We start from the raw sequence: 25,569 nt of genomic DNA on the forward strand, positions 1-25,569 counted from the left end.
GTCAGCGCGTGGCGACCTCGGTGGTCTCGGCGTCGTCGTGGTCGTTGTCCTCACGGACCGACCAATCGTCGTCGCGGTTCTTGTTCTGATCGCGACGGATGATCCAGCGACCCACAGCGGCGCCCACGAACGCGGGAACGAACACGAGCAATGCGGTGAATGAACCACCTGCGATCAGTTCGACGAAGAAGCTGGACTGTCCGATGCCGGCGAACCACAGGGTGCCGAGCAGCCAGCAGATGGGACCGGACAGAACGCCCGCAACCAGACCGGCCTGCAGCCAGCGAACGGTGAGGTCCTCGTAGTCGTCGGGGTCGGGGTTGGCCCGGGCGTCGCGAATGCCGTCGATGCCACCCCACACCAGGGCGACCAGCACGACGGCAGCGACCGCGATGGTCTTCCACACGGTCGAGTGCAGCGGGGCCTGGACCACGGCCACACCGAGCAGGACACGCGCGAGGATGTGAACAGCGGCCATCACCAGGCCACGGGGCAACCACGAAGTCATAGCGGACAGGCTACCCAGCGTCGACGTGTTACGGAACACATGCCCCCGCCGGGGCGAGCGGAGCGACGGGGGATGACTTCGGCGGGACCCGAATACGACACCGCGCCGTGCACCGTCGTAGCGTGGCAGTCGTGGCAACGACAAGCACGGCAACGACCCAGGCTCGGCGACAGCGGGTCCGTGACCAGCTGGCGGGGGCGGATGAGCCGGTGGCGGCCTTCGTGGTGTCGAACCTGATCAACGTCCGCTACCTGACCGGATTCACCGGGTCCAACGCCGCAGTTCTCATCGACGCCGAGGATCCCGGACTCGACCGGATCTGCACCGACGGCCGCTACCTGACCCAGGTGGCCCGTCAGGTGCCCGACCTCGAAGCCGTGATCGAACGCAACTGTCCTCCCGCGCTCATCGAGCAGGCACGCAGTGCCGGTCGGACACGGATCGGTTTCGAATCCGACACGATGACCGTCGCCGCACACCACGGCTTGAGCGAGCGGTTCGCCGACGCCGGCATCGAGCTGATCGGCATCTCGGGCCTGGTCCAGGAACTCCGAGCGGTCAAGGACGCCCACGAGATCGCCCTGCTCCGAGCGGCATGCGCGATCGGCGACGCCGCACTGGCCAGGATCATCGCCGACGGGGTGATCCGGGCGGGCGCCACCGAACGCGAGGTCGCGAGGGCGCTCGAATGGGCGATGTACCGGCTCGGTGCCGACGGGATAGCGTTCGAGACCATCGTCGCAGCGGGCGCCAACTCGGCTGTTCCGCATCATCGTCCGACCGATGCCGCGCTGGCCGACGGCGACCTGGTCAAGATCGACTTCGGGGCGGTCTATGCCGGATACCACTCCGACATGACCCGGACTCTTGTGCTGAACCGGGCGGCCGATTGGCAGCGCGAGCTCTATGAGCTGGTGGCGACCGCGCAGGCGGCCGGTCGAGCGGCCCTGCGGCCGGGCGCAGACCTGCGCGCGGTGGATGCCGCCGCACGCGACGTCATCGACGCGGCCGGACACGGTGAGCGCTATGTGCACGGCCTCGGACACGGCGTCGGCCTGGAAATCCACGAAGCGCCGGGAATCGGGAAACTCGCTGCGGGTACACTGCCATGCGGCGCAGCGGTGACCGTGGAGCCCGGCGTATACCTCCCAGGGTGTGGTGGAGTACGCATCGAGGACACACTCGTCGTCACCGATGGTGAACCGGACCTGCTGACCGCCACCGACAAGACGTTCACCGTCATCTGACGGGCATTTCGATGTAGAGAGAAGAGACTGACGATTATGGCGACCACCGCCGATTTCAAGAACGGCCTCGTGCTGCGCATGGACGATCAGCTTTGGCAGATCCTGGAGTTCCAGCACGTCAAGCCCGGCAAGGGACCCGCATTCGTGCGCACCAAGATCAAGAACGTGCTGTCGGGCAAGACCGTCGACAAGACCTTCAACGCGGGCGTCAAGGTGGAGACCGCGACCGTCGACCGTCGCGACATGCAGTACCTGTACAACGACGGCACCGACTACGTCTTCATGGATCAGCAGGACTACGAGCAGTTCGCGATCCCGCCGGCCACCGTCGGCGACGGCGCGCGGTTCCTGCTCGAGAACATGACCGTCCAGGTCTCGCTCAACGAGGGCAACCCGCTGTTCGTCGAGCTCCCGGTCACCGTCGAGCTCATCGTCGAGCACACCGATCCCGGCCTGCAGGGTGACCGCTCGACCGGTGGCACCAAGCCCGCGAAGCTGGAGACGGGTGCCGAGATCAACGTGCCGCTGTTCATCAACACCGGAGACAAGCTGAAGGTCGATTCGCGCGACGGCAGCTACCTCGGCCGCGTCAACTCGTAGTAGCCAGTGAAACAACCCGGAACCCGGCACAAGGCGCGACGCCGAGCCGTCGACCTGCTCTTCGAGGCGGAAGCCAAGCAGGTCAGCCCCGCTGCGCTCGTCGCCGAACGCCGCGAACTCGTGCGCGACGATGAGAGTGTCGGCGCCATCCACGACTACACCGCGACGGTGATCGAGGGACTCGCCACCGATCAGCCACAGATCGACGCCGTCCTGTCATCGCACCTGCGTGACTGGACGCTCGAACGGCTGCCCGCCGTCGACCGCGCGATCATGCGTCTCGCGACGTGGGAGCTGTTCAATTCGGTCGACGTCGACACCATCGTCGTCGTCGACGAGGCGGTCGAGCTCGCCAAGGAACTCTCCACCGACGACTCGCCCGCGTTCGTCAACGGCGTGCTCGGGAAGATCGCCGAGCTTGCCCCGCAAGTGCGGGCCGCGGCCGCCGCAGGTGATGCTGACGGCAGAACCGACGGACCCGCGCGCTGATCCGAAGAGTTCGGTGATTAGCGCTCTGACCTGCACATAAGCGTCCACCACCCCACCGCTCTCTGAGGTGCCCGAGGCGCCGGCCGAGGGATGCCTCGAAGGGCAGGTGAACGGGCCACGTCAGCGAGGCGCCGGGCCACTGAAAGTAGGGGAAGGTTCTTCCCCTACTTTCTGTCCCTGCTTGTTGAGTCGTCCGCGAGAAAATTCGCGGGGAGGACTCCAGGGATAGGGGACGAGTTTCTTCCCCTATTTTTCGTGGATCATCGTTGCCGCGTCGCGCTCCACGGCCCTCTTCCCGCCTCCACGATCGCCGCCGCAGGCGGCGGGTGGGTCGCTGATCCGAGGAGTACTGCTTTCCGGCTCCTGACCTGTGGAAACTCTTACGCCCACCGCGCCGCATCGGTCACCACGTCGAGCGTCGGCTGTGGGCGGTTCCGGATGCGGCGAGCGGCCGGACGTCGATCATCTGGTCCGCCGACGATTTCGATTGACGACCCCTCAGCCGCGACCCGTCGGCCGAAGCACGATGTCCTGCGGATGCGCGTCGGCGGGGGTGTGGATGGCGTGCGCCACCGCGGCGGCGACCGTCTCGGGCCGCAGGAACTGGGCGGCGTCGTAGTCGCGCCCTTCGATGGCGACCAGGTCGCGCTGCATGTCTGTGTCGATACGGCCCGGGTAGATGGATGTGACGCGCAGCGTCGGCTCTTCGGCGCGCAGCGCGTCGGCGAGTGCGCGCAGCCCGAACTTGCTCGCGGCGTAGGGCGCCCAGTGCGCACGGGCGTTGCGGCCCGCGCCGGAGTTGATGAACACCACGTGTCCCTGCGCGGAGCGCAGCGCAGGCAGGAGCAGCCGCGTGAGTTCGGCCACCGCGACGAGGTTCACCTCGAGCACGTGGTGCCACTCCTCGACGGGGGTGTCGGCGACCATCTCGAGGCTGCTCCCGACACCGGCGTTGTGCACCAGGACGTCGAGCTCGGAAACAGCTTCGACGGCGGCCGCGACCTCGTCGTAGTCGGTCAGCTCCACGGGAAATGTGCTCGCCCCGTCGAGTTGCGTGGCGAGATGGTCGAGCTGCGGTGACGGCCGTCCGCCGAGCAGCAGGTCGTGGGTTGGCGCGAGCTGGCGGGCGATCTCGGCCCCGAGGCCGCGGCTGGCCCCGGTGATCAATGCGGTGGGCACCCATCCGACCCTACCGATGCTCAGTGGCCCGACGAAGACACTCGCGCAGCGGACGCACAGGAGTCAGTGCAGAATCGACGGGTGGCACGGTACGGATTCACCCCAACGCAGTTGTCGGCCCGGGCCGCCTATCTCCTGCGCGGCAACGACCTGGGGACGATGACGAGCGCCGCGCCCCGCCTCTACCCACACATGTGGAGCTGGGATGCCGCGTTCGTGACGGTCGGGCTGGCGCCGCTGTCCGTCGAGCGTGCCGTCATCGAGATGGACACGCTCCTGTCCGCGCAGTGGCGCAACGGCATGATCCCGCACATCGTCTTCGCCAATGGCCGGGATGGCTATTTTCCCGGACCGTCGCGCTGGGAGTGCGCCCGGCTGGCCGACTGCTCGCCCGATTTCCCCGACACCTCCGGAATCACCCAGCCGCCCGTCCACGCGATCGCCGTGCAGCGCATCCTCGACCACTCACGTCGGCACGGTCGTACCACTCGAGCCGCGGCCAACGAGTTCATCGACCGCCGTTGGGGTGCGCTGATGCGGTGGCACCGGTGGCTCGCCGACGCCCGCGATCCCAGCGGCCGCGGCCGGATCACCATCTTCCACGGCTGGGAATCCGGCATGGACAACTCGCCACGGTGGGATAAGCCCTATTCGAATGTGGTTCCCGGAGCTGACCTTCCGCCCTACAAGCGGGCCGATCTCGACCACGTCGGCGGCGACGCGTCGATGCGACCGTCCAACCTCGAGTACGACCGCTACATCTGGCTGGTGGAGCAGATGAAGCGCGCCAACTACGACGACGCGGTGCTGCCCAAGACGATGGACTTCGCCGTCGAGGACGTGTTCGTCAGCGCCATCTTCTCGGTGGCCTGCGACGTGCTGGCCACCATCGGCGAGGACTACTCGAAGCCGCGGTCGGATGTGCGCGACCTCCGCGCCTGGTCGGATCGCTTCCGCGCCGGCGTCGTCGCGGCTGCCAACGATCGCAACGGCGCGGCGCGCGACTTCGATCTGCGAGGAAATGTTTGGATCAACACCGACACCATCGCGGTGTTCGCCCCGCTCCTGTGCGGCGGGCTCTCCCGCGAACGTGAGCGGGCTCTGCTGCGTCTGTTCGACGGTCCGCGGTTCTGCGGGCACCCCGACCTCCGGTACGCGGTACCACCGTCGACGTCGCCGATCTCGGCGGACTTCCGCCCCCGCGAATACTGGCGTGGGCCGGTATGGCCGGTGATGACCTGGCTGTTCAGCTGGGCATTTGCTCGGCGTGGCTGGACGGAACGATCCGCCCGACTGCGTGACGAGGGATTGCGACAGGCCACCGACGGCTCGTTCGCGGAATACTACGAGCCCTTCACCGGCGAGCCGCTCGGCAGCATGCAGCAGAGCTGGACGGCGGCGTCCGTGCTCGACTGGCTCGACTGAACTCCCCACAGGTGGCCGGGTAACGAAGCACGGCCACTGTGTCCGTTTTTTCGCGAATGCACGAATGTGATGTGAGTCTCACTGTAGAAGACGATGTTTCTCACGCATAAACACACATGTCACACGTTCGAAACAGTCACTATGTTTCATAGCATGCAACGAAGTCCACTGAGATGATCCAGCGGTCTTCGAGCCCGTGAAACCCCCGAAGGAGCCAATGTGACCGTCGAGAGCACCACCCAAGCGACCGAATTCCGTGTGACCAGTGACGCCTGGAAGGGCCTGCCCAGAATGCCGGAGGCGGAGTACCCCGGCACCGAGGGCTTCATCGGAGACGCGTATGAGAACCCGGACGGCAGCCCCATGTGCAGCGGCTTCTTCGAGCTCCGTCACACCGATGCGCCGCTGTACTACGAGTACGAGTACGACGAGATGAAGGTCGTCCTGGAGGGTGAGTTCCTCCTGGAAAACAAGGAGACCGGGCAGAAGTCGGTCGCGAAGGCCAAGGACGCGATCTTCTTCCCGAAGGGCTCGAAGATCTACTTCAGCACACCGAGCTACGCCCTGGCCTTCTACACCGGTCAGCGCGACGCGACACTGCTCTGACGCGGAATGACCGAGCTGGTCGATTCGCCGGCTTCCGCCGGCGAGGAATACACACAGATCGCATACTCGAGCATCCCGAGCTGGGCCCGGCCCGCCATCGCAGAGGACGCCGCGTCGCCGGCCGATCTGCCGATCCCGGCTGGTACCTCGTATGTGCTCGTCGGCATCGGCGATGAGGGCTGCGCGAACGTCGACACCTGGGCGCGCGCCATTGGCGACGCGGCACCCGTTGCGCAGGTCACCCACGCCGACGCGTCGGGCGCTGCGGCCGGACTGCGCGCGGCTGTGTCACGCAGTGTCGTCGGCGTACGGGTTCTCGTGTCCGGTCCGGCCGGCGCGTGTCTCACCGTGCGCGCCTCGGGTGTGAATGCCGGTCTCAACGACGACGAGATCCACGTCACCGTCGCCGGTTCGGGCGCCATCGACGTCTTCTGCTCCCATTGTCGCGTGGTGAATCAGGTCGTGGCCGAGGTCGACGACGTGATCACCTGCAACGGATGCGCACGCAATCTGCTTGTCTACTATCACGTTTCGCGCAGAACGGGCTCGTACCTCGGCTACATGGTCGATGCCGAGGAGCCCGCCCGCGCGCCCGGGACGCATCAGGAGTCCGACCGATGAAACTCGCTGTGAGCGCCGAGTCGAGCGAGGTGAACACCGCCGCCCCGAGCATTGGTGCGCTGACGCTGATCGTCACCGGGATCACCCAGTCCGGCAGGTCGATCCGCACGTTCACTTTCGCCGATCCGCAGGGTGCACCGCTACCCGGCTTCATTCCCGGCAGTCATCTGGTGGTTCACGCAGGTCCACACACCAACGCCTACAGCCTCACCTCCGACGGGACCGACCCGATCGAGTACTCGATCTCGGTGCTGCGCGTCGCCGACGGCGCGGGCGGTTCGGCGTGGATGCACGACCACGTGCGGGTGGGCGACCTGGTTCGTGTCCTCCCACCTCGCAGTGCCTTTGCCCCCGTCGCACGTGCGGCCAAACATCTGCTGTTGGCCGGTGGGATCGGGGTGACACCGATCGTGTCGCACCTGCGTGCCGCCGCTCGATGGGGGCGAAAGGTGCAGGTGCTCTACACCTTCCGTCCCGACAACGCGGCACACGTCGACGACGTCGTCGAACTGGGCGGGACCGACGCCGAACTGTTCACCGCGCGAGCCGATTTCGCCGTGCGACTCTCGGTGGTGCTGCGCGAGCAGCCGGTCGGCACCCACCTCTATACCTGCGGCCCCGGACCGCTCATCGACCACGTCGTCGAGACGGCCGTGGCGCTGGGCTGGCCCGAATCGCGCATTCACTTCGAGCGCTTCGGAATCGACGCACTCGATGCCGGCGACCCGTTCCGCCTGCGGTTGACCGAGAGTAGTACGACCCTGGACGTCCCGTCGGGCACCAGCATGCTCGAAGCCTTGGAGGCCACCGGGATCTCGATCCCGAATCTCTGTCGACAGGGTGTGTGCGGTGAGTGCCGCATACCGCTGACCGCCGGGGAGGCCGTCCACCGCGATCTGTTCCTCAGCGACGAGGAGAAGTCCTCGGGAGAAGCGATCATGCCGTGCGTCTCCCGCGCCCCCGACGGCTGCACCCTGGAGGTTCCGCTGTGACCGTGTCACTCTCGCCCGACCTTGTCGCCGGGTTCCCGTTTCCCTTCCCCGAGGATCGCTACCGCTACTCCACCAACGTCGAACCGGCCGGCGAGCCGGTGGTCACCGCCGGAGGCGGCTGGGGCGCCGCGGTCGTCGACATCGACTCCGAATACCACCACGAGCTCGCCGAGCGAGCCGCGGTCCTGGCGGCCGACCCCACCCGTCACGCGGTGCTCCCGCACATGGCACCGGCGGCGTGGGATGCGATGCTGACCTTGATGCGCGCGCTGTCGGCGGCCTACCCCGACACCATGCACCTCACCTCGACCGGCACCGACACCTGGCACTGGCGCAACGACCTGCTCGACGTCGAGCAGACCTTCCGCTACGGGGATTCGACGACACTTCCGGAAGAACCGCTGCGCTACATCGCATCTCAGGTTCAGGAAGACATCGCTCTGCTCGATCAGCGCTGCGACACGCTGTTCGTCGACGCGGGTGTCATCACCTTCGCGGCGGACTGGAGCTTCGGCTTCGACGTCGGCATGAGCTTCCTCGAAATCCACGGACCGGTACCCCGGGTCCGCAAGATGGGCGTCATCACCCGCGCACACGAGTTCCTCAAACGGTTGCAACCGCACAAGCCGTACCGACGCACCAACTGGACGATGACCATCGGCCGTCGCCTCGACGTATCGACCGAGGGCTACCCGGAGTGGGGACCCGACCGCGAGATGATCGGGCACGTCGACGACGCCGAGTTCGGACGCCTCGTCCACCTGCGCGTCGAGGTACAACATCTCATCCGCCTGCCCGACTCCGGTGCGCTGATGTTCCTCATCCGCACCTACATGTTGCCGCTCGAGCAGCTCGCGACCGTGGAGGCGTGGCGCCTGCGCGCGGCCGAGGTGTTCGACGAACTGCCCTCGGACATGGCCGATTACAAGGGCGTGATCAAGTACAAGCAGCGGGCCGCCCAGTGGCTGCGGGCGGCTGCGAGTGTTCCTGATGTGCCGGCTCTCGGCATGCCCATCTGGCCGACGACACCACCTGCCGTGGACACCACCGGAGCCGCGTTCCTCGTCGTCGGCATCGGCGAGGACGCCCAGACCGGCCACGTGTCGCGCCTGTGGGTCGGTGCCACCGAGGCTGCCGGCCCCACGCGGCTGCTGGTCCTCGACTCCCTTTCGGAGGAAACCGATCTCGCCGTGCTGCTCGATGCCCTCGACGATGCACGCACGGGAACAAGAATTCTGGTGACCGGCGGCCAGTACGACGTGATGATGGCTCTGGCGCTGGCCCGTGAGGCCGGGGCGACCGACGCGGAGCTGAGCGCGTTTGTCACGCACACCCGTGACCTGCCGATGTACTGTGCGCATTGCCGCGACACCTTCCGGGTCGAGGCCGCGCCGGGGAGTGTCGTCGAATGTCCCGGCTGCGTAAGGATTCTGGAGATCCACGCGCATCATTCCGCAGTGCGGGGAAGCTTCCTGGCGTCGGCGGCCGAAGTCGGCTCGGAGCGGTCATGACGGCGGTCGCCGAGCCGGGACATCCCGGACACCTCCATCCGTCGTATGACACCCGCGCCCGGCCGATGCGGGTCACCGAGGTCCGGTCGTTGACCGAACGCATCAAGCACTTTCGTTTCGCGCCGGTGGATGTGGGCTCGGTTGCCGTGACACCCTTCGCGCCCGGCAGTCATCTGATCGTGTCGGCCGGCGAGCATCGCAACGCCTACTCGCTCGTGGACGACGGGATGTACGCCACCGGCTACGGCATCTCGGTGCTGCGTCGTGGAGCCGACGGCGGGTCGGACTGGTTGCACGACAACCTCTCTGAGGGAGATGTGGTCGAGGTCGAGGGGCCGCGATCGATGTTCGCACCCGTTCTCGACCAGCGGCGCGCATTGCTGGTGGCCGGTGGGATCGGGGTGACGCCGGTGCTGTCGCACGCACGGGCAATCGTCCGCGATGCTGGTCAAGCGGAGATCGTCTACTCCTATCGGCCGGGACAGGCAGCGCATGTCGACGATCTGCGCGACCTGGCGACCCGGGCCGGCATCACGCTGCACGAGGTGCACGGTGCCGACGCGACCGCCGCGCTCCTACGGACCATGTTTCGCCGGCAACCACTGGGCACTCACGCCTACGCGTGCGGACCGACCGCTCTGCTCGAGACCTACCAGCGGATCGCCACCGAGGCTGGATGGCCTTCGGCGCGAGTTCATCTGGAGCGGTTCACCGCACCCGAGCAGGATCCCGGGGAGCCGTTCACCGTCGGCCTGCGCTCTGGTGAGCAGGTCGAGGTCCCGGCGGGAGTGTCGCTCTTGGAGCGACTCCTCGAGCACGGTGTCGCGATCCCCAACCTCTGCCGCCAGGGGGTGTGCGGAGAATGCCGAATCCCGGTGCGCGCAGGGCAACTCGAACACCGTGACTTCGTGCTCACCCAGGAGGAGAAGACCGCCGGAGACGCGATGCTGTGTTGCGTGTCCCGCGGCGCTGATATCGAGGTGGACCTATGAGCATTGCACCGCACGAGATCTCGACTCACGGGGAGGTCGCCCGGTATCTCGACCAGCCCGTCGACCATCTGGCCAACCTGCCCTGGCCGTTCCCCGACGAGCTCGCCGAGTTCACCTACACCGTGAACGTCGAACCGGCCCGGGTGCCGCGCCGGACCCGTGGTGGTGAATGGGGCAGGCACCTGGTTGACCTCGGCGGCGCCGAGTACCTGCACTACATGACCGAACGACGTCGGATACTCGACGCCGATCCGTCGCGTGTGCGAGTGATGCCCGGCATGGAACTGGCCTGCTGGGATCTGCTCCTCTACTACCTGCGTGACCTCGATCTCACCTACCCCGACCTGATGCATCTCACCGAGCAGGGTGACGGCCGATTCCGTTGGCGCAATGATCTTCTCGGCACCGACCAGGAGTTTGTCCTGGGCGAGTACGACACGCTGCCGAACGGCCCGTTGGATTTCCTGGCCCGGGAGGTGCCCGACGATCTGTTGCTCGTCGTCGAACGGGACGGCCGCCTCTACTTCGACGCGGGCGTGGTCACCTTCGCCGCCGCGTGGTCGGTCTCCTTCGATGTCGGTATGGACATGTACGAGATCCACGCCCCGGTACCGGGTCTCACGCGGGACGGGATCGTGGCCCGAGCCGAGCAGTTTCTGCGGCGCCTGCCCGCCGACCAGGTGTACCGGCGCGTCAACTGGACCCTGTCGGCATCGGACTCCGACAAACTCGACGTGAGTCTCGAGGAGCTGCCCGAATGGGTGAACGACGTTCCGCAGATGGTCACCGAGGGAGACTTCGCTCGAGCGCGCCTCCGCATCGAGCTCGAACACTTTGTCCGGCTGCCGATGTCGGGTGCGGTCACCTTCAACATCCGCACCTTCATGGCATCGCTCGAGGAGGTGCGCCGGATTCCGGAATGGTCCGCTCAACTGGCCACGGTCATCGAGACGTTGAGTCCGGACATCGCATCGTACAAAGGCTTTCTCGACTATCGCGACGACGTGGTCGCGTACCTCCGCGGGCAATGACGCCCGCTGCTGTTTGAATCACCCACCCCGACACACCCTGTCGTCAACCCGAGGAACACCCTATGGAACCGGTAATCGCCGCCAACGCCGATCTGGCGTGGATGCTCGCGGCATTCGTCTTTGTCCTGCTCATGTTTCCCGGCCTCGCCTTGTATTACGGCGGCATGGTCGGATCGCGGAACATCCTGAACATGATGACCATGGTCCTGTCGACCCTGGGCATCACGGCCATCATCTATGTGCTCTTCGGATACGGCCTGCAGTCGGGGCCGTCGGTCGGCGGCTGGGGCATCATCGGCGACCCGACCGACTACTTCGGATTGACCAAGTGGATGTCCGACGAGGGCACCGGTACCACCGAGACCCTGTACTACGTCGCATGGTTCATTCTGTTCGCGGCCATCACCATCGCCATCGTGGCCAGCGGTGCAGCGGGCCGGATGAAGTTCTCCGCCTGGCTCGTCTTCGCCCCGATCTGGCTGATCCTGGTGTACCTGCCGGTCGCGCACTGGGTGTTCAGCGCCGACACCGACGACGCGCAGGGCGGATTCCTGCTGAACGACCTGAAGATTCACGACTACGCCGGCGGTACCGCGGTGCACATGAACTCCGGTGTTGCTGCGCTGGCACTCGCGCTGGTTCTCGGTGCACGCCGGAAGCGTCTGGAGCGACCCAACAATGTGCCCTTGGCGTTGCTGGGTGGCGGCATCCTGTGGTTCGGCTGGTTCGGGTTCAACGGCAGCTGCGCGCTCGGTGCGAGCTTCTTGACCCAGGTCGTCATCCTCAACACGCTGCTGGCCGGCTGCTCGGGCATGATCGGCTTCCTCATCATCGAGAAGTGGCGCGAGGGACATGCGACGTCGCTCGGGCTCATCACCGGCACCGTTGCCGGCCTGGTCGGCATCACGCCGTCGGCCAACACGATGAACCCGTTGGGTGCGCTGATGGTCGGCCTGATCGCTTCGGCCGTGGTCGCCCTGCTGCTGAGCTTCAAGTCCAAGTTCAAGGTCGACGACACGCTCGACGCCTTCGCCGTGCACGGTGTCGGCGGCATCGTCGGCACGCTCTGCATCGTGCTCTTCGCGGCCGAGTCGGCCCCGGCCGGTGTCCAGGGCATCCTGTTCGGCGGCGACTTCGACATCCTGTGGCGAGAACTCGGCGGCATCGCGATCACCTGCACGTTCTCCTTCGTCATGACCTGGCTGATCGCCAAGGCCCTCGACAAGACCATCGGTCTGCGCGTCGACGAGGAGACCGAGACCACCGGCCTGGACTCGACGATCCACGCCGAGAGTGCCTACGAGATCCCGGCGTCGGGTGTAGGTCACGGTCCCGGCCTGGGAGCGCAGTCGCGTCACACCACAGAGAGCGTGGAACAGGCTGTGGCTCAATCAGTTCCGGCCGGCCAGTCCTGATCGGCAGTAGCGGCAGGGGGTCCACCGACGCGGTGGGCCCCCTGCCGTCGTTTCCGCAGGCCAAGTGCTCAGGGAAACGACACCGACCGCTCACGACCGAGAAACACGATCGTAACAACTCGGGGGTCTACTTCAAGTAGACAAAGGACACCAACAGTAGACATACTGGTTACCAACACCACCGACCGGAGAAAGCCATGACCGAAACCCCCACCCTCGCCAGTCTCTGCGAGGCGCACGGCACCACGTTCATCCTCGCCATGTTCGTCGACCTCCGCGGCAAGCCTTGCGCCAAGCTGGTCCCGGTCGAGGCCGTCGACGAACTCGCCACCGACGGAGTGGGTTTCGCCGGCTACGCGGTCGGTGCGATGGGCCAGGAACCCAAGGACCCGGACCTGATCGCCATCCCGGACGTCAGCTCCTTCCTGCCGATTCCCTTCATCAAGGACGGCCTCGCGCTGGTCCACTGCGATCCCCATGTCGAGGGCAAGCCGTGGCCGTTCGCACCACGCAACATCCTCAAGTCGTTGATCGTGCAGGCCGGTGACGCGGGATTCGAGCCGTGGGTGGGCGCCGAGGTGGAGTACTTCCTGCTGAAGCGGGCAGCGGACGGCTCGCTGGTCACCGCAGACGATTCCGACGACTCCGATCAGCCCTGCTACGACGTACGCGGCCTCACCCGCATGTACGACCACCTGACCGCCGTGTCCACCGCGATGAATCAGTTGGGCTGGAGCAACTACGCCAACGACCATGAGGACGGCAACGGCCAGTTCGAGCAGAACTTCGCCTACTCCGACGCACTCACCACCGCCGACCGGGTGGTCACCCTGCGCTACCTGCTCTCCACCATCGCCGCCGAGCGCGGCATGATCGCCACCTTCATGCCGAAGCCCTTCGCCGAGCGCACCGGCTCCGGACTGCACTTCCATCTGTCCCTCACCTCGGCGGACAAGCCGGTCTTCCCGGGCAACGTCGAGGAGGACGAGCGCGGCCTGGGTCTGACGGCGGAGGCATATGCCTTCGTCGGCGGTGTTCTGGAACATGCTCCCGCCCTGCAGGCGGTGATGGCCCCGACGGTCAACTCCTACAAGCGAACCGGAGCAACCGCCACCCGTTCCGGAGCTTCCTGGGCACCCCGCAAGGCGACCTACGGCGGCAACGACCGAACCCATTACGTCCGCATCCCCGACGAACAGCGGGTGGAGTTGCGCGGCGGCGACGGCTCGGCAAATCCCTACCTGGCCATCGCGGCCGCACTCGGCGCGGGCCTCGATGGCATCAAGCGCAGTCTCGATCCCGGCGCCCTTGGGACCTGCCCCGGCCACATCTCGGACCTGCCGCTCACCCTGCTGCACGCGGTCGAGGCGTTCGAGTCCGACGACGTGATCCTCGGTGCGCTCGACGCTGCGCTTCCCGACGACTGGGCGGTAGATCACCGGCCGTCGAGCTACTTCTCCAACCTCAAGCGTGAGGAGTTCTTCAAATGGCATTCGTCGGTGTCCCCGTGGGAGGTCGACGCCTACCTCACCGCCTTCTGATCACCCACCCACCCATCTCGCTGGTCGAGCCGACACCGAGCCGCTAGGCGAGGCGTCGTGTCGAGACCACACATACCGAACCCACCACAGCAAAGGACCCAAATCATGTGTGGCATAGTCGGACTCCATCTCCGCAACCCAGATCTGTACCCGCGCCTGGGCGCCCTGCTCGCCGAGATGCTCGGTGAGATGCAGGACCGCGGCGCCGACTCGGCCGGCATCGCGGTCTACGGCAACGAGGCATGGTCGCCGTCGGGGCACGGCTGCGTCAGCCTGCTCGCGGTCGACGTGACACCCGCCGATGCCTCGGCGAAGATCGGCGCGGCACTGGGTGTTTCGGTCGCCGCACAGAACGTCGACGCCACCCTCGTGCTGTCGGCGCCGGTGAGCTCCGAAGAACTCCTGGGCGCTGCGCGTGCGGCATATCCCGGCGCACTCGTCGCCGGCTTCGGTGCCGACCTCACGGTACTCAAGGGCGTGGGCGCACCCCGCGACCTCGCTGCAGATTGGGGCCTCGCACAGGCGTCGGGCTGGCAGGGCGTCGGGCATACCCGCATGGCAACCGAGTCCGCGGTCACCCCGTCGGGAGCACACCCGTTCGCCGTCGGGCCCGAGCAGTGCCTGGTACACAACGGTTCGTTCTCCAACCACGCGAGCATCCGCCGCGACCTGCGTGCTGCCGGTGTGGAATTCGACAGCGAGAACGACACCGAGGTGGGTGCCCGGTTCGTCGCCCACCAACTCGCCGCCGGCAAGGACGTCGAGACCGCACTCAAGGAGGTCTGCGCCACCTTCGACGGCTTCTACACCCTGCTGGTGTCCAACCGCGACTCCTTCGCCGTGGTCCGCGATGCTATCGCCTGCAAGCCCGCGGTGATCGCCGAGACCGACGATTGGGTTGCGATGGCGAGCGAATACCGTGCTCTCGCAGGACTTCCCGGCGTCGAAAACGCGCGCATCTGGGAGCCCGAGCCCGAGGTGGTCTACGCATGGACACGCTGACCGCAACCCTGGAACCACAACTTTCGATCCCGAAGGAGGAGACCATGAATCCCGCTCATCATTTCGATCTCGCCGAGACTCCTCTGCGCGAGGTCAATTCGGCCCTGCACGGCGACGTGTCGGGCGAGATCGTCATCGACAACCCGGCCGGCGCACACAGCGTGGCCGCCGGCGTCAACGCGCCGGTCAAGATCACCGTCAACGGCCATGTCGGCTACTACGCCGCCGGAATGAACCAGCAGGCCGAGATCACCATCGACGGCAACGCCGGCACCGGTGTCGCGGAGAACATGATGAGCGGAACCGTCGTGGTCAAGGGCAACGCTTCCCAATCGGCCGGCGCCACCGCGCACGGCGGACTGCTCGTCATCGAGGGAGATGCCGCGGCCCGCTGTGGCATCTCGATGAAGGGCATCGACATCGTGGTCGGGGGCAGCGTCGGCCACAACAGCGCCTTCATGGCGCAGGCCGGACGCCTGGTGATCCGCGGCGACGCCGGACACGGGCTCGGCGACTCGATCTACGAGACGCGAATCTATCTGCGCGGCAACGTCGAATCCCTCGGCGCCGACTGCGTCGCCAAGCCGATGCGTGCCGAGCACCTCGAAGAGCTTGCCGGACTGCTGAAGGCCGCTGGCTACAAGGACGACGATCCCAGCACCTACACCCGCTACGGCTCGGCCCGTCAGCTCTACCACTTCCACAGCGACAACACGTCCGCGTACTGACGCCTTCCGGTCCCTGAGGTGCGAGGAGCGCTAGCGACGAGCCTCGAAGGGCCGCTACACCTTTCCACAGAAAGAACATCATGACCGACAACCTGAGCATCGAGCAGCGCGGGCTCCGTGAGTCCGCCACCTTCGACCGCACCACCATCGCAGCCATCCAGCGCGCCGCCGACACCGGTGTCTACGACATCCGGGGCTGGGGCGCCAAGCGAAAGCTGCCGCACTTCGACGACCTGCTGTTCCTGGGAGCGTCGATGTCGCGGTACCCGCTCGAGGGCTACCGCGAGCGTTGCGACACCGACCTACTGCTCGGCACCCGAAATGCCAAGTACCCGTTGCACCTCGACACCCCGGTCACCATCGCCGGCATGAGCTTCGGTGCCCTGTCCGCGGGGGCCAAGGAGGCGCTCGGACGTGGCGCGTCGGAGGTCGGGACGTCGACCACCACCGGCGACGGTGGCATGACCCCCGAGGAGCGGGGACAGTCCAAGAACCTGGTCTACCAGTACCTGCCCTCGCGGTACGGGATGAACCCGGACGACCTGCGCAAGGCCGACGCCATCGAGGTGGTGCTCGGACAGGGCGCCAAGCCCGGCGGCGGCGGAATGCTGCTGGGCCAGAAGATCTCCGAGCGTGTGGCCGCGATGCGGACGCTGCCCGAGGGCATCGATCAGCGCAGCGCCTGCCGGCACCCGGACTGGACCGGACCCGACGACCTCGCCATCAAGATCAACGAACTGCGCGAGATCACCGATTGGGAGAAGCCGATCTATGTCAAGGTCGGTGCCACCCGCACCTACTACGACGTGAAGCTGGCCGTGCATTCCGGCGCCGACGTCGTGGTGGTCGACGGCATGCAGGGCGGCACCGCCGCCACCCAGGAAGTGTTCATCGAGCACGTCGGCATCCCGACGCTGGCCGCCATCCCGCAGGCCGTGCAGGCGCTGCAGGAACTCGGCGTGCACCGGGCGGGCAAGGACGGCGTGCAGCTCATCGTGTCCGGTGGCATCCGCAACGGTGCCGACGTCGCCAAGGCGATGGCCCTGGGTGCCGACGCCGTGGCCATTGGCACCGCGGCGCTGATCGCCTTGGGCGACAACGATCCTCGCTACGCCAAGGAATACGAGGCGCTCGGTTCGGCGGCCGGCTACTACGACGACTTCCAGGACGGACGCGACCCAGCGGGCATCAGCACCCAGGATCCGGAACTCTCCGCACGATTCGACCCGGTGATCGGCGGCAAACGCCTCGCCAACTTCCTGCGGGTCACGACCATGGAGGCGCAGACCATCGCCCGCGCGTGCGGCAAGGCGCACCTCCAGCACCTGGAACCCGAAGACCTGGTGGCGATCTCGCTCGAGGCCGCCGCCATGGCGCGGGTCCCGTTGGCCGGCACCTCGTGGATTCCGGGGGCCCGATTGTGAGCGAAGGCAATTCGACCGCATCCGTCGTCATCGTCGGCGGTGGACTCGAAGGTGTGGCGACCGCATGGGCGCTGAGCCAGCGCGGTATCACCGATGTCGTTGTCTGCGAACGCGACACCGTCGGCGGTGGGATGACCGGCAAGTCGTCGGGCATCGTCCGGTGCCACTACGGGGTCAGCTCGCTGGCGGCGATGGCCGCCATCGGGCTGGAGGTCTTCGAGAAGGCCGAAGAGATCTTCGGCACCGACATCGGATTCCGTCAGACCGGGTACGTCGTGGGCGTCGGCGAACCCAACGTCGACAATCTGCGCAAGAGTCTCGCCGCGCAGCGTGCGGTCGGGGTGCAGACCGAGGAGATGGACAAGGCGGAGGTCGCCAAGCTGTGGCCCGCCGCCGACCTGGAGCCGTTCGCGGCCTTCGGATGGGAAGAGCGCGGCGGCTACGGCGACGCGTACCAGACCGCCCAGGCCTTCGCGGCGTCGGCACGGGCTGCCGGCGTGCGAATTCGTCAGGGCACCACCGTGACCGAACTGATCGTCGACGGCGACCGGGCCACCGGTGTGCGGCTGGCCGACGGCTCCACCATCTCGGCGGACACCGTGGTGGTCGCGACCGGCGTGTGGTCGAAGCCCTTCCTCGCGCCCCACGGCGTCGACGTACCGATCTCGGTGCATCGCGAGCAGATCGTGATGATCCACCCGGGTGTGGAACTCGGCGCGGTGCCGGTGTTCTCGGATCTGGTGTCGCTCCAGTACGTCCGGCCGGACGTGCGTGGTGAGATCCTGTTCGGCAACAGCGATCTCGCCGAGCTCGAGATCGCCGATCCGGACAGCTACCTCAATCGCGCAGACGAGGCATTCCTCGATCTCACCGTCGACAAGGTGGGCACCCGCTTCCCGGACTTCACCGAAGCAGCGATCACCAGCAGCTACGCCGGGTGCTATGACGTGACCCCGGACTGGAATCCGATCATCTCGCGTGGACCGCTCGACGGGCTGGTGCTCGCCGTCGGGTTCAGCGGGCACGGCTTCAAGATCTCGCCGGCGGTGGGCCGGCTCGTCGCCGATCTCGTCGTCGACGGCCGTAGCGCCGATCCGCGTATCCCTGAGTCTGACTTCCGCTACACCCGGTTCGCCGAAGGGGAACTGCTCACGACGCGCTTCCCATATGTGGGTGCCGGTGAGATGCGCTGACCTGCACGTGACGGGAGTCTTACCGTGTGTCTCCTGACAGTGGACGCCGGGCGTCACTATCCTGGCGTGGTGGACGAGCCCCTGATCCGGAATCAATCCGGAACCGCGCGAGAACGCCCCGTCGACCAGCCCGTCGAGGAACTGGAACTCGAGGCCGCGATTGCGCGCAACGTGCGCAGGCTCCGTCAGCAGGAGGGGTTGTCGGTCGGCGACATGGCGGCCAAGGTCGGCATCTCCAAGGCGATGCTGTCGAAGATCGAGAATGCTCAGACGTCGTGCAGTCTGAGTACTCTCGCTCGTCTATCCCACGGGTTCGACGTCTCGGTCACGTCGTTGTTCCGTGGCGCCGACCTGGAACGTTCGGCGGTGTTCGTCAAGGCGAACGAAGGCTCCCAGATCATTCGCGAGGGCTCCCGTGAGGGCCACGAGTACGAGCTGCTCGGGTCGCTGCGCGGTGAGCACAAGCGCCTGGAATGCCTGCTGGTGACGCTGACCGAGAAGTCGGTGACCCAGCCGCTGTTCCAGCATCCGGGCACCGAGTTCATCTACATGCTCGAGGGGTCGATGGACTACGCCCACAGCCGCTCGGTGTACCGAATGCGGCCGGGCGACGCACTCCAGCTCGACGGGGAAGGCGCGCACGGTCCGGTCGAGTTGGTCGAACTGCCGTGCCGCTTCCTCTCGGTGATCGCCTTCCCCGACTCGGCCATCTGACCTCTCGGCGCCTACCGCTGGCTCGTCGGGATCTCCGTCTGCTGATCGAGTAGGTGAGCCCTTGTCGAGGGGCGTCCTGGTGATTGAGTAGGCGAGCCCCCGAGGTCGAGCCGTATCGAAATCCGGTGAGACAAACGTGTCCGCGACCCAGTGGTCTCCGACATCGTCGGCGATCGTGGAAGCGGGAAGTGTCCGTCGGCGCGCGACAGAGGACACCCCGACGGGTCAGGAGAAACGTTGTAGCAGAAGGTGCCCCATACGCGACACCTTCTACCACGACGTTGGCTGCTCGGCCTCGACACCTGGCGTGCTCGGTCACTCCAGCCGTCGCACCGCAAGAAACTAGGGGAAGAAACTCGTCCCCTACCCCTGGAGTCTTCCCCGCGAAATTTCTCACGGACGACTCAACAAGCCGGGGACGAAAGTAGGGGAAGAACCTTCCCATACTTTCAGTGGCCCGGCGGCTCACTAGTACTCCTCGGCACCGATGAGCGCGGCGTCCTCATCGACCGTCTTGCCGACCGCCTTGCGTCCGCCGACGAACGACACGGCACAGACGGCGACCACGCAGTAGGCCGCGGCGAACCACCACGGTGCGGCATGCGATCCGAACCATTCGGCGAGGTGCGCGACCAGGACGGCGGCCACGGCGGCACCCATCCAGCGCAGGAAGCTGTAACCGGCGCTCGACACCGAGCGTGGGGTTTCCGGACCGTTCGCCGACATCGCGACGCCGGTGAACAGCGTGTTGAGCAAGCCCGACGGGATGCCGGAGATGATGACCGCGAGCCCGATGAGCCAGACCTGGTCGTCGAGGGTGCCGATGCCGGCGAGCGCCATGACCACCGCGTAGGTCGCGATGGCGGTGATGACGCCGCCCTTCTGCCCGATCCGCTGCGCGAGCCACGGTGCGACGAAGACACCTGCGAGGGCGGTCAGCAGACCCCAGCCGAAGAACACCAGGCCGGCGTAGATCGGCCGCAGTCCCATGGCGATGGGTGCCCAGGCGATGACGGTGAACAGAGCGCCGGTGTAGAACGCCGAGCCGATCGAGGTGATGAGCAGGGTGCGGTTGCGCAGCGCCTTCAGCGGGTCGACGATCCGGACCGGGACTCGCTCGGTGCGCGGTCCGTCGGTGGGCAGCATGACCGCGCAGAGGATGGCGCCGATCAGCATCAGGATTGCGGTCCCGGCGAACGGTGCGCGCCACGTCCATTCGCCCAGAACGGCTCCCAGCAGCGGGCCGATCGCCAGACCGACGCCGAGCGCGGCTTCATACAGCATGATCGCGCCGTGCTGGCTGCCCTTGGCAGCGGTCACGATGAAGGCGAGTGCGGTCGCGATGAACAGGGCATTGCCGAGTCCCCAGAGGACGCGGTAGGCGATGAGTTGGTCGATGCCGCTGGCGAAGGCCGAGATACCGGCCGCCACGACGATGAAGGCAAGGCCAACGGTGAGGGTGCGCTTGGGGCCGAAACGGTAAGCGGCCCAACCGGTCAGCAGCATGGCGACACACTGCACGCCGACGTACACGCCGAACAGCAGGGTCAGCTTCTCCGGCGGCGCATTGAGCGCCTCGGCGATGCTGTTGAGGATGGGATCCACGAGACCGATGCCCATGAACGCGATGACTGCGGCGAAGGCCGTCACCCAGACCGTGCGGGGCTGTCCGCGGAACGCCTCGATGAGCGAATGTTCTTGATGGTCGGCTACTTCCGAAGAAGCTGGCCGATTCTCGGTGACTGTCATAGGTGATTCCTCGCGTGATCAATCGGTGGGTGCGTCGGCGCGGGCCGGCTGGATTTCGAGTTGCTCGCGCAGACGCTCCAACGCTGGTGCGGCGGCGTCGAGTGCTGCGCGATCGGCGTCGCTCAGTTGTGCCACTGCTTCGGTCAGAATGCTGTCGCGTTGTCCGCGAACCCGGTCGAGAACGTCGACGCCGTGGTCGGTCAGCCCGACCAGGACGGCCCGCCGATCCTCGGGATCCGCATGACGTTCGACGAGGCCGTTCCGAGCCAGACCGTCGATGAGGGCGGTGGCCGTCGGCATGCGGATGGACTCGCGGTCGGCGAGTTCGCCCATCCGCATCGGACCGTGGTCGAGCAGTACGGACAGTGCCGACGCCTGCGCCGCCGTGTACTCACGGATCGGCGTGTGGCGTCGAAGTGCCAGGTAGAGCCGCGTCAGCGTCGGCCGCAGGGCGGCCGCCAGGGCGGAGGGTTCGACATCAGACACATTCGTAAGCCTAATACTTAGGGATACGAAGTAAAAGTCGGACCGTTGTGACCTTGGGCACGCGCGGTGTTGGGCGCGATCGCCGGCCTTAGGAATATTAGGACGCTTTATTATCTGCGGATAAACTCGGCTAGCTCTTGATGAAGTCGGTCCGTGGACCGACTTCGCAATCCCTACACACCGAACGCAGGCGCTGAGCCGGAGGTTGTGGCTGGCCGCGATGAACTCGTTTCAACCTTTGAAGTACTCCTTGCTCGGCTATCGCGGGGGCGAACTGAGCAGTCGATGATCATCACCGGCCTGCGCGGCGTGGGCAAGACTGTGGTGCTCAATCTCTTCGCCGAGCGGGCGCGTGAGTCTCGTTGGCAAGTGGCTGAGTTCGAAGCCAGCAGAAACGACGACGCGCACTTTGAGGCACGCTCTTCTCTGTGTTGCGCGCAGCCCTCCTCCAGATCTCCCCGAGACAACGATGGACTGACAGAGCGCATCGGGCGGCGTCCGCACTGTCGTCCTTCAGCGTGTCGGCGGCTGGATTGTCTGTTTCGTGGGATGTCGCTGTCGAGGATGGACTGGCAGACCACGGGAACTTGTCCATGGACCTCACCGACGTCTTGGTCACTCTCGGCGAGGTGGCCGGTGAGGCTGGTCGAGGCATCGTGATTCTGGTGGACGAGGTTCAGTTCTTGCGAAAGACCCAGTTGGAGGCTGTGATCCAGGGAATTCACAAGACCGTCCAGCGAAAGTTGCCAATCACGTTCGTGGGCGCGGGGTTACCGCAAATCGCGGAGCTCGCCGGTGACGCCAAGTCGTATGCGGAGCGCCTCTTCACTTTTCCGGGCATCGGTTCACTCGACGAGTCAGCTGCGCATCGTGCGCTGGCGGGCGCCGCCGAGCAGGAGGGGGTGACTTTCGAACACGCCGCCCTTGAGCTGGCTGTGCAGATCACGCAAGGCTATCCGTACTTCTTGCAGGAGTTGGGATACCAGGCTTGGGAGGTCGCCGAAGGCGAATCCATCTCGCGCGAGGATGTGGAGGTCGCGCGCGAAGCGTACGACGCCAAACTTGACTCCTCCTTCTTCCGCGTCCGACTCGACCGCGCCACCGCGCTGCAGACCGCCTACATGCGGGCAATGGCGGAGTTGGGTCCCGAGCCACACAAAGCCGGTGACGTCGCACGCAGCATGGGTCGCGAGTCGACTCAGGTAGGGCCGACGCGGGCCGAGCTCATCAACATGGGCCTCCTCTTTACGCCCAGTCACGGCTATGCAGCTTTCACAGTGCCGAACTTCGATGGGTTCTTGAGGCGCGCGATCCCACATCTCGAAGTCCCCACGACCAGACGCCGCGGCCGACGCGACGATGGTTCAGGGACGTCAGAGTAATCTGGCTAACGTGAGAAGTCCCAAGGAGCGATTCAGCGATCTCTCCCCGCGGTCCCAGGCACTGATTCGAATCGGCACGGTCGTACAGATCGGGTTGCAGGTTGCTGCGCTCGTCGATATCGCGCGCCGCCCGGCTTCGGAGATCAACGGCGGCAAACGCAAGTGGGTGGCACTGAGCTTCGTGAACTTCTTCGGCCCGATCGCCTACTTCGTCACGGGCCGCAAGACCGACTGAGACACGGGGCTACACCCCGATCGGGCCCGCGTCCCGCCATACCGCGACGACGGCCGGACGCGGTTGGGCGTTGCCGCCGTCGGGCCAGTTCGACGCCGGGTTGTCGGCCGAGTGGTCGTCCTCCTCGCCGGGGTGCTGCACGCACACGATGACGCGGTCGGTGCCGATGATCGGTCCGCAGGTCTCCGCGCCCTTCGGCACGGTCAGGAATTGCTTTGTCTGCCCGCGGTGTTCGCCGTCGAGTGCGACGGCGAACAGACCGTCGTTGCTGTCGAGCGCGTTGCCGTCGGTGGAGATCCAGAGGTTGCCGTGCGGGTCGAAGGCCACGTTGTCCGGGCACGAGATAGGGCTGACCTTGGTCTTGTCGAAGCCGGCGAAGTAGGTGTCGGCCTCGGCCGGATCGCCGCACACCAGAAGTAGGTCCCAGGTGAAGTCGGTGCCTGTGTGGTTGTCGGTGATCTCGATGATCTGACCGTTCTTGTTCTCGTTGCGCGGGTTTGCGGTGTCGGCGGCGGCCTCGCCGTCGGTGCCGCGCTTGGAGTTGTTGGTGAGCGCGCAGTACACCTTTCCGGTGATCGGATGCGGCTCGATGTCTTCGGGCCGATCCATCTTGGTGGCACCGGCGCGGTCGGCGGCGACCCGGGTGAACACCGCGACCTCCTCCGGCGACATCCCCTCGATGTGTGATTGGGCGCTGCCGTCGGGCCGAACGGTGAGTAGCGGCTTCCAACTGCCCGAACCGGCGAATGTGCCTGAGGGCGGGAGCTTTCCGCTGCCGTCGATGGCACCGGGGTCGTTGCCGGTGAACGTGGCGACGTACAGGGTGCCCTCGTCGAGGATTCCCGCATTGTGTGCCCGCGCGGCCTTCGACAGTCCGGTCTTCATCCGCCGCGTCGACACGAATTTGTAGATGTACTCGAACCGTTCGTCGTCGCCGCTGTAGGCGACCACGGTCCCGGCTTCCGGGCCCCTCGACACGACGTGGATGGTCGCGGACTCATGTTTGAGCCTGCCGAGGGCGCTGTGCTTGATCGGCGTCGACGCCGGGTCGTGCGGATCGACCTCGACGACGTATCCGAATCGGTTGGCCTCGTTGGGCTCCTGGGCCAGATCGAATCGCTTCTCGTATCGGCCCCACTGGTGCTCGTCGGCGTCGTCGTCGAAGCTGTAGCGATCGAGGTTCTCGCTCGCCGTCTTGTCGGTGACCTTGCTCGCGTTGGAGAAGTAGTTGTTGAAGTTCTCCTCGCCGGAGAGCATGGTGCCCCACGGGGTGAGCCCGCCGGAGCAGTTGGCGATGGTGCCGAGGATGGTGGTACCCGCGGGGTCGGCTGAAGTGCGCACGAACTCGCTGCCCGCGGCCGGGCCGGTGAGCTGGAACGGCGTCGACGCCGTGATCCGGCGGTTACGTTCTCCGACAACCGGATCGAGAGATCCTACGCCGGGCGTGGCGCTCACCTCCAGCACCGTGATGCCATGCGCGGCCATCGCGATGCGTGCCTGATCCTCGGTGGGCTGCTTGGGGACATAGCCGGTGAACATGAACTCTTCGGAGGTGTACTCCTGGTTGCATACCAGGTAGAAGTGGTTGCTCACACCGTCGACCGGGATGAGGCCGGCGAAGTCGTTGTTGTACCCGAACTGCATTGCCTGCGCTTGCGGGGTCTGCGCACCGAAGTCGAATGCAGGCGCACCGGGCAGCACCGGATCGCCCCAGCGGATCACCACCTGCTGCCGGTATCCGTCGGGAATCACCAGTGTGTCTTCGGTATTGGGCGGCACCGCGGTGAAGTTCATGCCGGACGGCGATGCGCCGGAGTTTGGGGCGGCGGACTCCGAAGAGTCGCCACATGCGGCGAGCACCGACGAAGCGCCCACTGCAACGGCCGCACCCGCGGTCGAACGGAGCACCGTCCGTCGAGACACACCGGTACGCGCGATGTCGCGAAAGTAGTTGTTGTCGCTGCTATTTCCGGGCTCATGCCAGCAGGCGCTGCCGCACTTGTACCGGCACGTCACGCGAGCACGGGCCGACCGGCCGACCTCGGCACCACCATTGGTGAACAGTTGCAACGGAATACGCACGCGGAATCCTCCCCGATTTGCGTGGGACAGTCTCCGGGGATGTTGGAGAACCGGATTCGACGTTAGGTGCGCGAAGGAACGTCCCGGACACCCTGCGGTGAACGGAAGGCGAACAAAACGGACAAGCGGTGGCCGACGGTCAGAATCGACCGCCCACTCCGATCCGACCCGAACTGCTCGAGCCACCGAAGGACCCCGGGCTCCGACCACCGGCTCCGAATCCGCCCCCGAAACCCCCGCCGAATCCGCCCCCGTAGCCGCGTCCGCGGCCGCCCATGCTGCCGCGCAGGAAGCTGTCGACGAGGATGCCGCCGAGTACCGCGCCCGCCGTCGATGCGCCATCGGAGCGGGGCGTCTGCGTGTTCTGCCAGCTCACCACGTCGCCCTGCGCGGCCATCAAAGCCTGGTCGGCGAGGG

General features: G+C 66.3%; 25 protein-coding genes and 1 pseudogene. 20 read left to right on the forward strand and 6 right to left on the reverse strand.

Features of this window, described 5'->3' with window-relative positions:
• Nucleotide 1: 1 nt before the first annotated feature.
• Nucleotides 2-508 (reverse strand): B-4DMT family transporter, encoded by a 507-nt coding sequence (locus tag ABZW74_RS06985; RefSeq protein WP_240858452.1) that lies wholly within the window; start codon nt 506-508, stop codon nt 2-4.
• 131 nt (nt 509-639) lie between these two features.
• Here ABZW74_RS06985 and ABZW74_RS06990 point away from each other — a divergent pair, with 131 nt between their 5' ends.
• From ABZW74_RS06990 to nusB, 3 genes are read left to right on the forward strand one after another with little or no spacing between them, the layout of a single operon-like run.
• The gene (locus ABZW74_RS06990; protein WP_240858450.1) at nt 640-1,755 is read left to right on the forward strand and encodes a Xaa-Pro peptidase family protein; all 1,116 of its coding nucleotides are present in this window, start codon (nt 640-642) and stop codon (nt 1,753-1,755) included.
• 36 nt (nt 1,756-1,791) lie between these two features.
• A complete protein-coding gene (gene efp, locus ABZW74_RS06995) occupies nt 1,792-2,355 on the forward strand; it encodes an elongation factor P (protein ID WP_240858445.1) in 564 nt (187 codons plus the stop codon).
• Nucleotides 2,356-2,361: 6 nt separating this feature from the next.
• Entirely contained in the window at nt 2,362-2,844 is a 483-nt protein-coding gene (gene nusB / locus ABZW74_RS07000; protein ID WP_240858427.1) for a transcription antitermination factor NusB, read from the forward strand.
• A 498-nt stretch (nt 2,845-3,342) separates the two neighbouring features.
• Here nusB and ABZW74_RS07005 read toward each other — a convergent pair whose 3' ends face one another.
• Nucleotides 3,343-4,023, reverse strand: coding sequence for an SDR family oxidoreductase (locus ABZW74_RS07005; protein WP_355275187.1), 681 nt, complete (start codon nt 4,021-4,023; stop codon nt 3,343-3,345).
• Nucleotides 4,024-4,104: 81 nt separating this feature from the next.
• Here ABZW74_RS07005 and ABZW74_RS07010 point away from each other — a divergent pair, with 81 nt between their 5' ends.
• The 14 genes from ABZW74_RS07010 to ABZW74_RS07075 all read left to right on the forward strand — a co-directional run bounded on the left by ABZW74_RS07010 (nt 4,105) and on the right by ABZW74_RS07075 (nt 19,218).
• Complete coding sequence (locus ABZW74_RS07010; protein ID WP_355275189.1) at nt 4,105-5,448, forward strand: glycogen debranching protein; 1,344 nt, start codon at nt 4,105-4,107, stop codon at nt 5,446-5,448.
• A 219-nt stretch (nt 5,449-5,667) separates the two neighbouring features.
• Entirely contained in the window at nt 5,668-6,054 is a 387-nt protein-coding gene (locus ABZW74_RS07015; RefSeq protein WP_240855407.1) for an ethanolamine utilization protein, read from the forward strand.
• 6 nt (nt 6,055-6,060) lie between these two features.
• Entirely contained in the window at nt 6,061-6,675 is a 615-nt protein-coding gene (locus ABZW74_RS07020) for a dimethylamine monooxygenase subunit DmmA family protein (protein WP_240855405.1), read from the forward strand.
• A complete protein-coding gene (locus ABZW74_RS07025; protein ID WP_355275192.1) occupies nt 6,672-7,667 on the forward strand; it encodes a PDR/VanB family oxidoreductase in 996 nt (331 codons plus the stop codon). Before ABZW74_RS07020 ends, ABZW74_RS07025 begins: the two co-directional genes overlap by 4 nt.
• The gene (locus ABZW74_RS07030; RefSeq protein WP_355275194.1) at nt 7,664-9,178 is read left to right on the forward strand and encodes a DUF3445 domain-containing protein; all 1,515 of its coding nucleotides are present in this window, start codon (nt 7,664-7,666) and stop codon (nt 9,176-9,178) included. Before ABZW74_RS07025 ends, ABZW74_RS07030 begins: the two co-directional genes overlap by 4 nt.
• A complete protein-coding gene (locus ABZW74_RS07035) occupies nt 9,175-10,170 on the forward strand; it encodes a PDR/VanB family oxidoreductase (protein ID WP_355275196.1) in 996 nt (331 codons plus the stop codon). The genes ABZW74_RS07030 and ABZW74_RS07035 overlap by 4 nt, the downstream gene beginning before the upstream one ends.
• A complete protein-coding gene (locus tag ABZW74_RS07040; RefSeq protein ID WP_355275198.1) occupies nt 10,167-11,201 on the forward strand; it encodes a DUF3445 domain-containing protein in 1,035 nt (344 codons plus the stop codon). The genes ABZW74_RS07035 and ABZW74_RS07040 overlap by 4 nt, the downstream gene beginning before the upstream one ends.
• A gap of 62 nt (nt 11,202-11,263) precedes the next feature.
• Nucleotides 11,264-12,616 (forward strand): ammonium transporter, encoded by a 1,353-nt coding sequence (locus ABZW74_RS07045; RefSeq protein WP_355275200.1) that lies wholly within the window; start codon nt 11,264-11,266, stop codon nt 12,614-12,616.
• Between the two features lie 197 nt (nt 12,617-12,813).
• Nucleotides 12,814-14,157, forward strand: a complete 1,344-nt coding sequence (gene glnT / locus ABZW74_RS07050) for a type III glutamate--ammonia ligase (RefSeq protein ID WP_355275201.1) — start codon at nt 12,814-12,816, stop codon at nt 14,155-14,157.
• 105 nt (nt 14,158-14,262) lie between these two features.
• On the forward strand, nt 14,263-15,159 hold the full coding sequence (locus tag ABZW74_RS07055) for a glutamine amidotransferase (RefSeq protein ID WP_240855397.1): 897 nt from the start codon (nt 14,263-14,265) through the stop codon (nt 15,157-15,159).
• 44 nt (nt 15,160-15,203) lie between these two features.
• A complete protein-coding gene (locus tag ABZW74_RS07060; RefSeq protein ID WP_240855573.1) occupies nt 15,204-15,887 on the forward strand; it encodes a protein glxC in 684 nt (227 codons plus the stop codon).
• An 80-nt stretch (nt 15,888-15,967) separates the two neighbouring features.
• Nucleotides 15,968-17,311 (forward strand): FMN-binding glutamate synthase family protein, encoded by a 1,344-nt coding sequence (locus ABZW74_RS07065; protein ID WP_240855394.1) that lies wholly within the window; start codon nt 15,968-15,970, stop codon nt 17,309-17,311.
• Entirely contained in the window at nt 17,308-18,504 is a 1,197-nt protein-coding gene (locus tag ABZW74_RS07070; RefSeq protein WP_355275203.1) for an FAD-binding oxidoreductase, read from the forward strand. Before ABZW74_RS07065 ends, ABZW74_RS07070 begins: the two co-directional genes overlap by 4 nt.
• A gap of 24 nt (nt 18,505-18,528) precedes the next feature.
• The gene (locus ABZW74_RS07075) at nt 18,529-19,218 is read left to right on the forward strand and encodes an XRE family transcriptional regulator (protein ID WP_240855390.1); all 690 of its coding nucleotides are present in this window, start codon (nt 18,529-18,531) and stop codon (nt 19,216-19,218) included.
• Nucleotides 19,219-19,686: 468 nt separating this feature from the next.
• Here ABZW74_RS07075 and ABZW74_RS07080 read toward each other — a convergent pair whose 3' ends face one another.
• A complete protein-coding gene (locus ABZW74_RS07080; RefSeq protein ID WP_355275205.1) occupies nt 19,687-20,967 on the reverse strand; it encodes an MFS transporter in 1,281 nt (426 codons plus the stop codon).
• Between the two features lie 18 nt (nt 20,968-20,985).
• On the reverse strand, nt 20,986-21,453 hold the full coding sequence (locus ABZW74_RS07085; RefSeq protein WP_240855386.1) for a MarR family transcriptional regulator: 468 nt from the start codon (nt 21,451-21,453) through the stop codon (nt 20,986-20,988).
• 207 nt (nt 21,454-21,660) lie between these two features.
• Here ABZW74_RS07085 and ABZW74_RS07090 point away from each other — a divergent pair, with 207 nt between their 5' ends.
• Genes ABZW74_RS07090 through ABZW74_RS07100 form a run of 3 tightly spaced genes read left to right on the forward strand, consistent with a single transcriptional unit; the run spans nt 21,661 to nt 23,070 of the window.
• Nucleotides 21,661-22,113 carry an ATP-binding protein gene (locus ABZW74_RS07090; RefSeq protein WP_355275217.1) on the forward strand — a complete coding sequence of 151 codons (453 nt, stop codon included), beginning with the start codon at nt 21,661-21,663 and terminating at the stop codon, nt 22,111-22,113.
• Nucleotides 22,110-22,835: a hypothetical protein gene (locus ABZW74_RS07095; protein WP_355275208.1), complete on the forward strand. Its 726-nt coding sequence runs from the start codon at nt 22,110-22,112 to the stop codon at nt 22,833-22,835. The genes ABZW74_RS07090 and ABZW74_RS07095 overlap by 4 nt, the downstream gene beginning before the upstream one ends.
• Nucleotides 22,836-22,845: 10 nt before the next feature.
• A complete protein-coding gene (locus ABZW74_RS07100) occupies nt 22,846-23,070 on the forward strand; it encodes a PLD nuclease N-terminal domain-containing protein (protein ID WP_355275210.1) in 225 nt (74 codons plus the stop codon).
• Nucleotides 23,071-23,079: 9 nt separating this feature from the next.
• Here ABZW74_RS07100 and ABZW74_RS07105 read toward each other — a convergent pair whose 3' ends face one another.
• Together ABZW74_RS07105 and ABZW74_RS07110 are read right to left on the reverse strand one after the other, a co-directional pair.
• Nucleotides 23,080-25,152 carry a PhoX family phosphatase gene (locus ABZW74_RS07105; protein WP_355275212.1) on the reverse strand — a complete coding sequence of 691 codons (2,073 nt, stop codon included), beginning with the start codon at nt 25,150-25,152 and terminating at the stop codon, nt 23,080-23,082.
• A gap of 139 nt (nt 25,153-25,291) precedes the next feature.
• Nucleotides 25,292-25,569: pseudogene (locus ABZW74_RS07110) on the reverse strand (TPM domain-containing protein); the annotation flags it as partial.

Origin of the sequence: Gordonia sp. NPDC003585 (assembly GCF_040610755.1) — a bacterium.
GTDB lineage: Bacteria > Actinomycetota > Actinomycetes > Mycobacteriales > Mycobacteriaceae > Gordonia.

Coding starts and splice junctions, on each gene's coding strand:
- ABZW74_RS06985 (WP_240858452.1), bottom strand. CDS start 508: ATGACTTCGTGGTTGCCCCGTGGCCTGGTGATGGCCGCTGTTCACATC.
- efp (WP_240858445.1), top strand. CDS start 1,792: ATGGCGACCACCGCCGATTTCAAGAACGGCCTCGTGCTGCGCATGGAC.
- ABZW74_RS07020 (WP_240855405.1), top strand. CDS start 6,061: ATGACCGAGCTGGTCGATTCGCCGGCTTCCGCCGGCGAGGAATACACA.
- ABZW74_RS07025 (WP_355275192.1), top strand. CDS start 6,672: ATGAAACTCGCTGTGAGCGCCGAGTCGAGCGAGGTGAACACCGCCGCC.
- ABZW74_RS07035 (WP_355275196.1), top strand. CDS start 9,175: ATGACGGCGGTCGCCGAGCCGGGACATCCCGGACACCTCCATCCGTCG.
- ABZW74_RS07040 (WP_355275198.1), top strand. CDS start 10,167: ATGAGCATTGCACCGCACGAGATCTCGACTCACGGGGAGGTCGCCCGG.
- ABZW74_RS07045 (WP_355275200.1), top strand. CDS start 11,264: ATGGAACCGGTAATCGCCGCCAACGCCGATCTGGCGTGGATGCTCGCG.
- glnT (WP_355275201.1), top strand. CDS start 12,814: ATGACCGAAACCCCCACCCTCGCCAGTCTCTGCGAGGCGCACGGCACC.
- ABZW74_RS07055 (WP_240855397.1), top strand. CDS start 14,263: ATGTGTGGCATAGTCGGACTCCATCTCCGCAACCCAGATCTGTACCCG.
- ABZW74_RS07060 (WP_240855573.1), top strand. CDS start 15,204: ATGAATCCCGCTCATCATTTCGATCTCGCCGAGACTCCTCTGCGCGAG.
- ABZW74_RS07065 (WP_240855394.1), top strand. CDS start 15,968: ATGACCGACAACCTGAGCATCGAGCAGCGCGGGCTCCGTGAGTCCGCC.
- ABZW74_RS07080 (WP_355275205.1), bottom strand. CDS start 20,967: ATGACAGTCACCGAGAATCGGCCAGCTTCTTCGGAAGTAGCCGACCAT.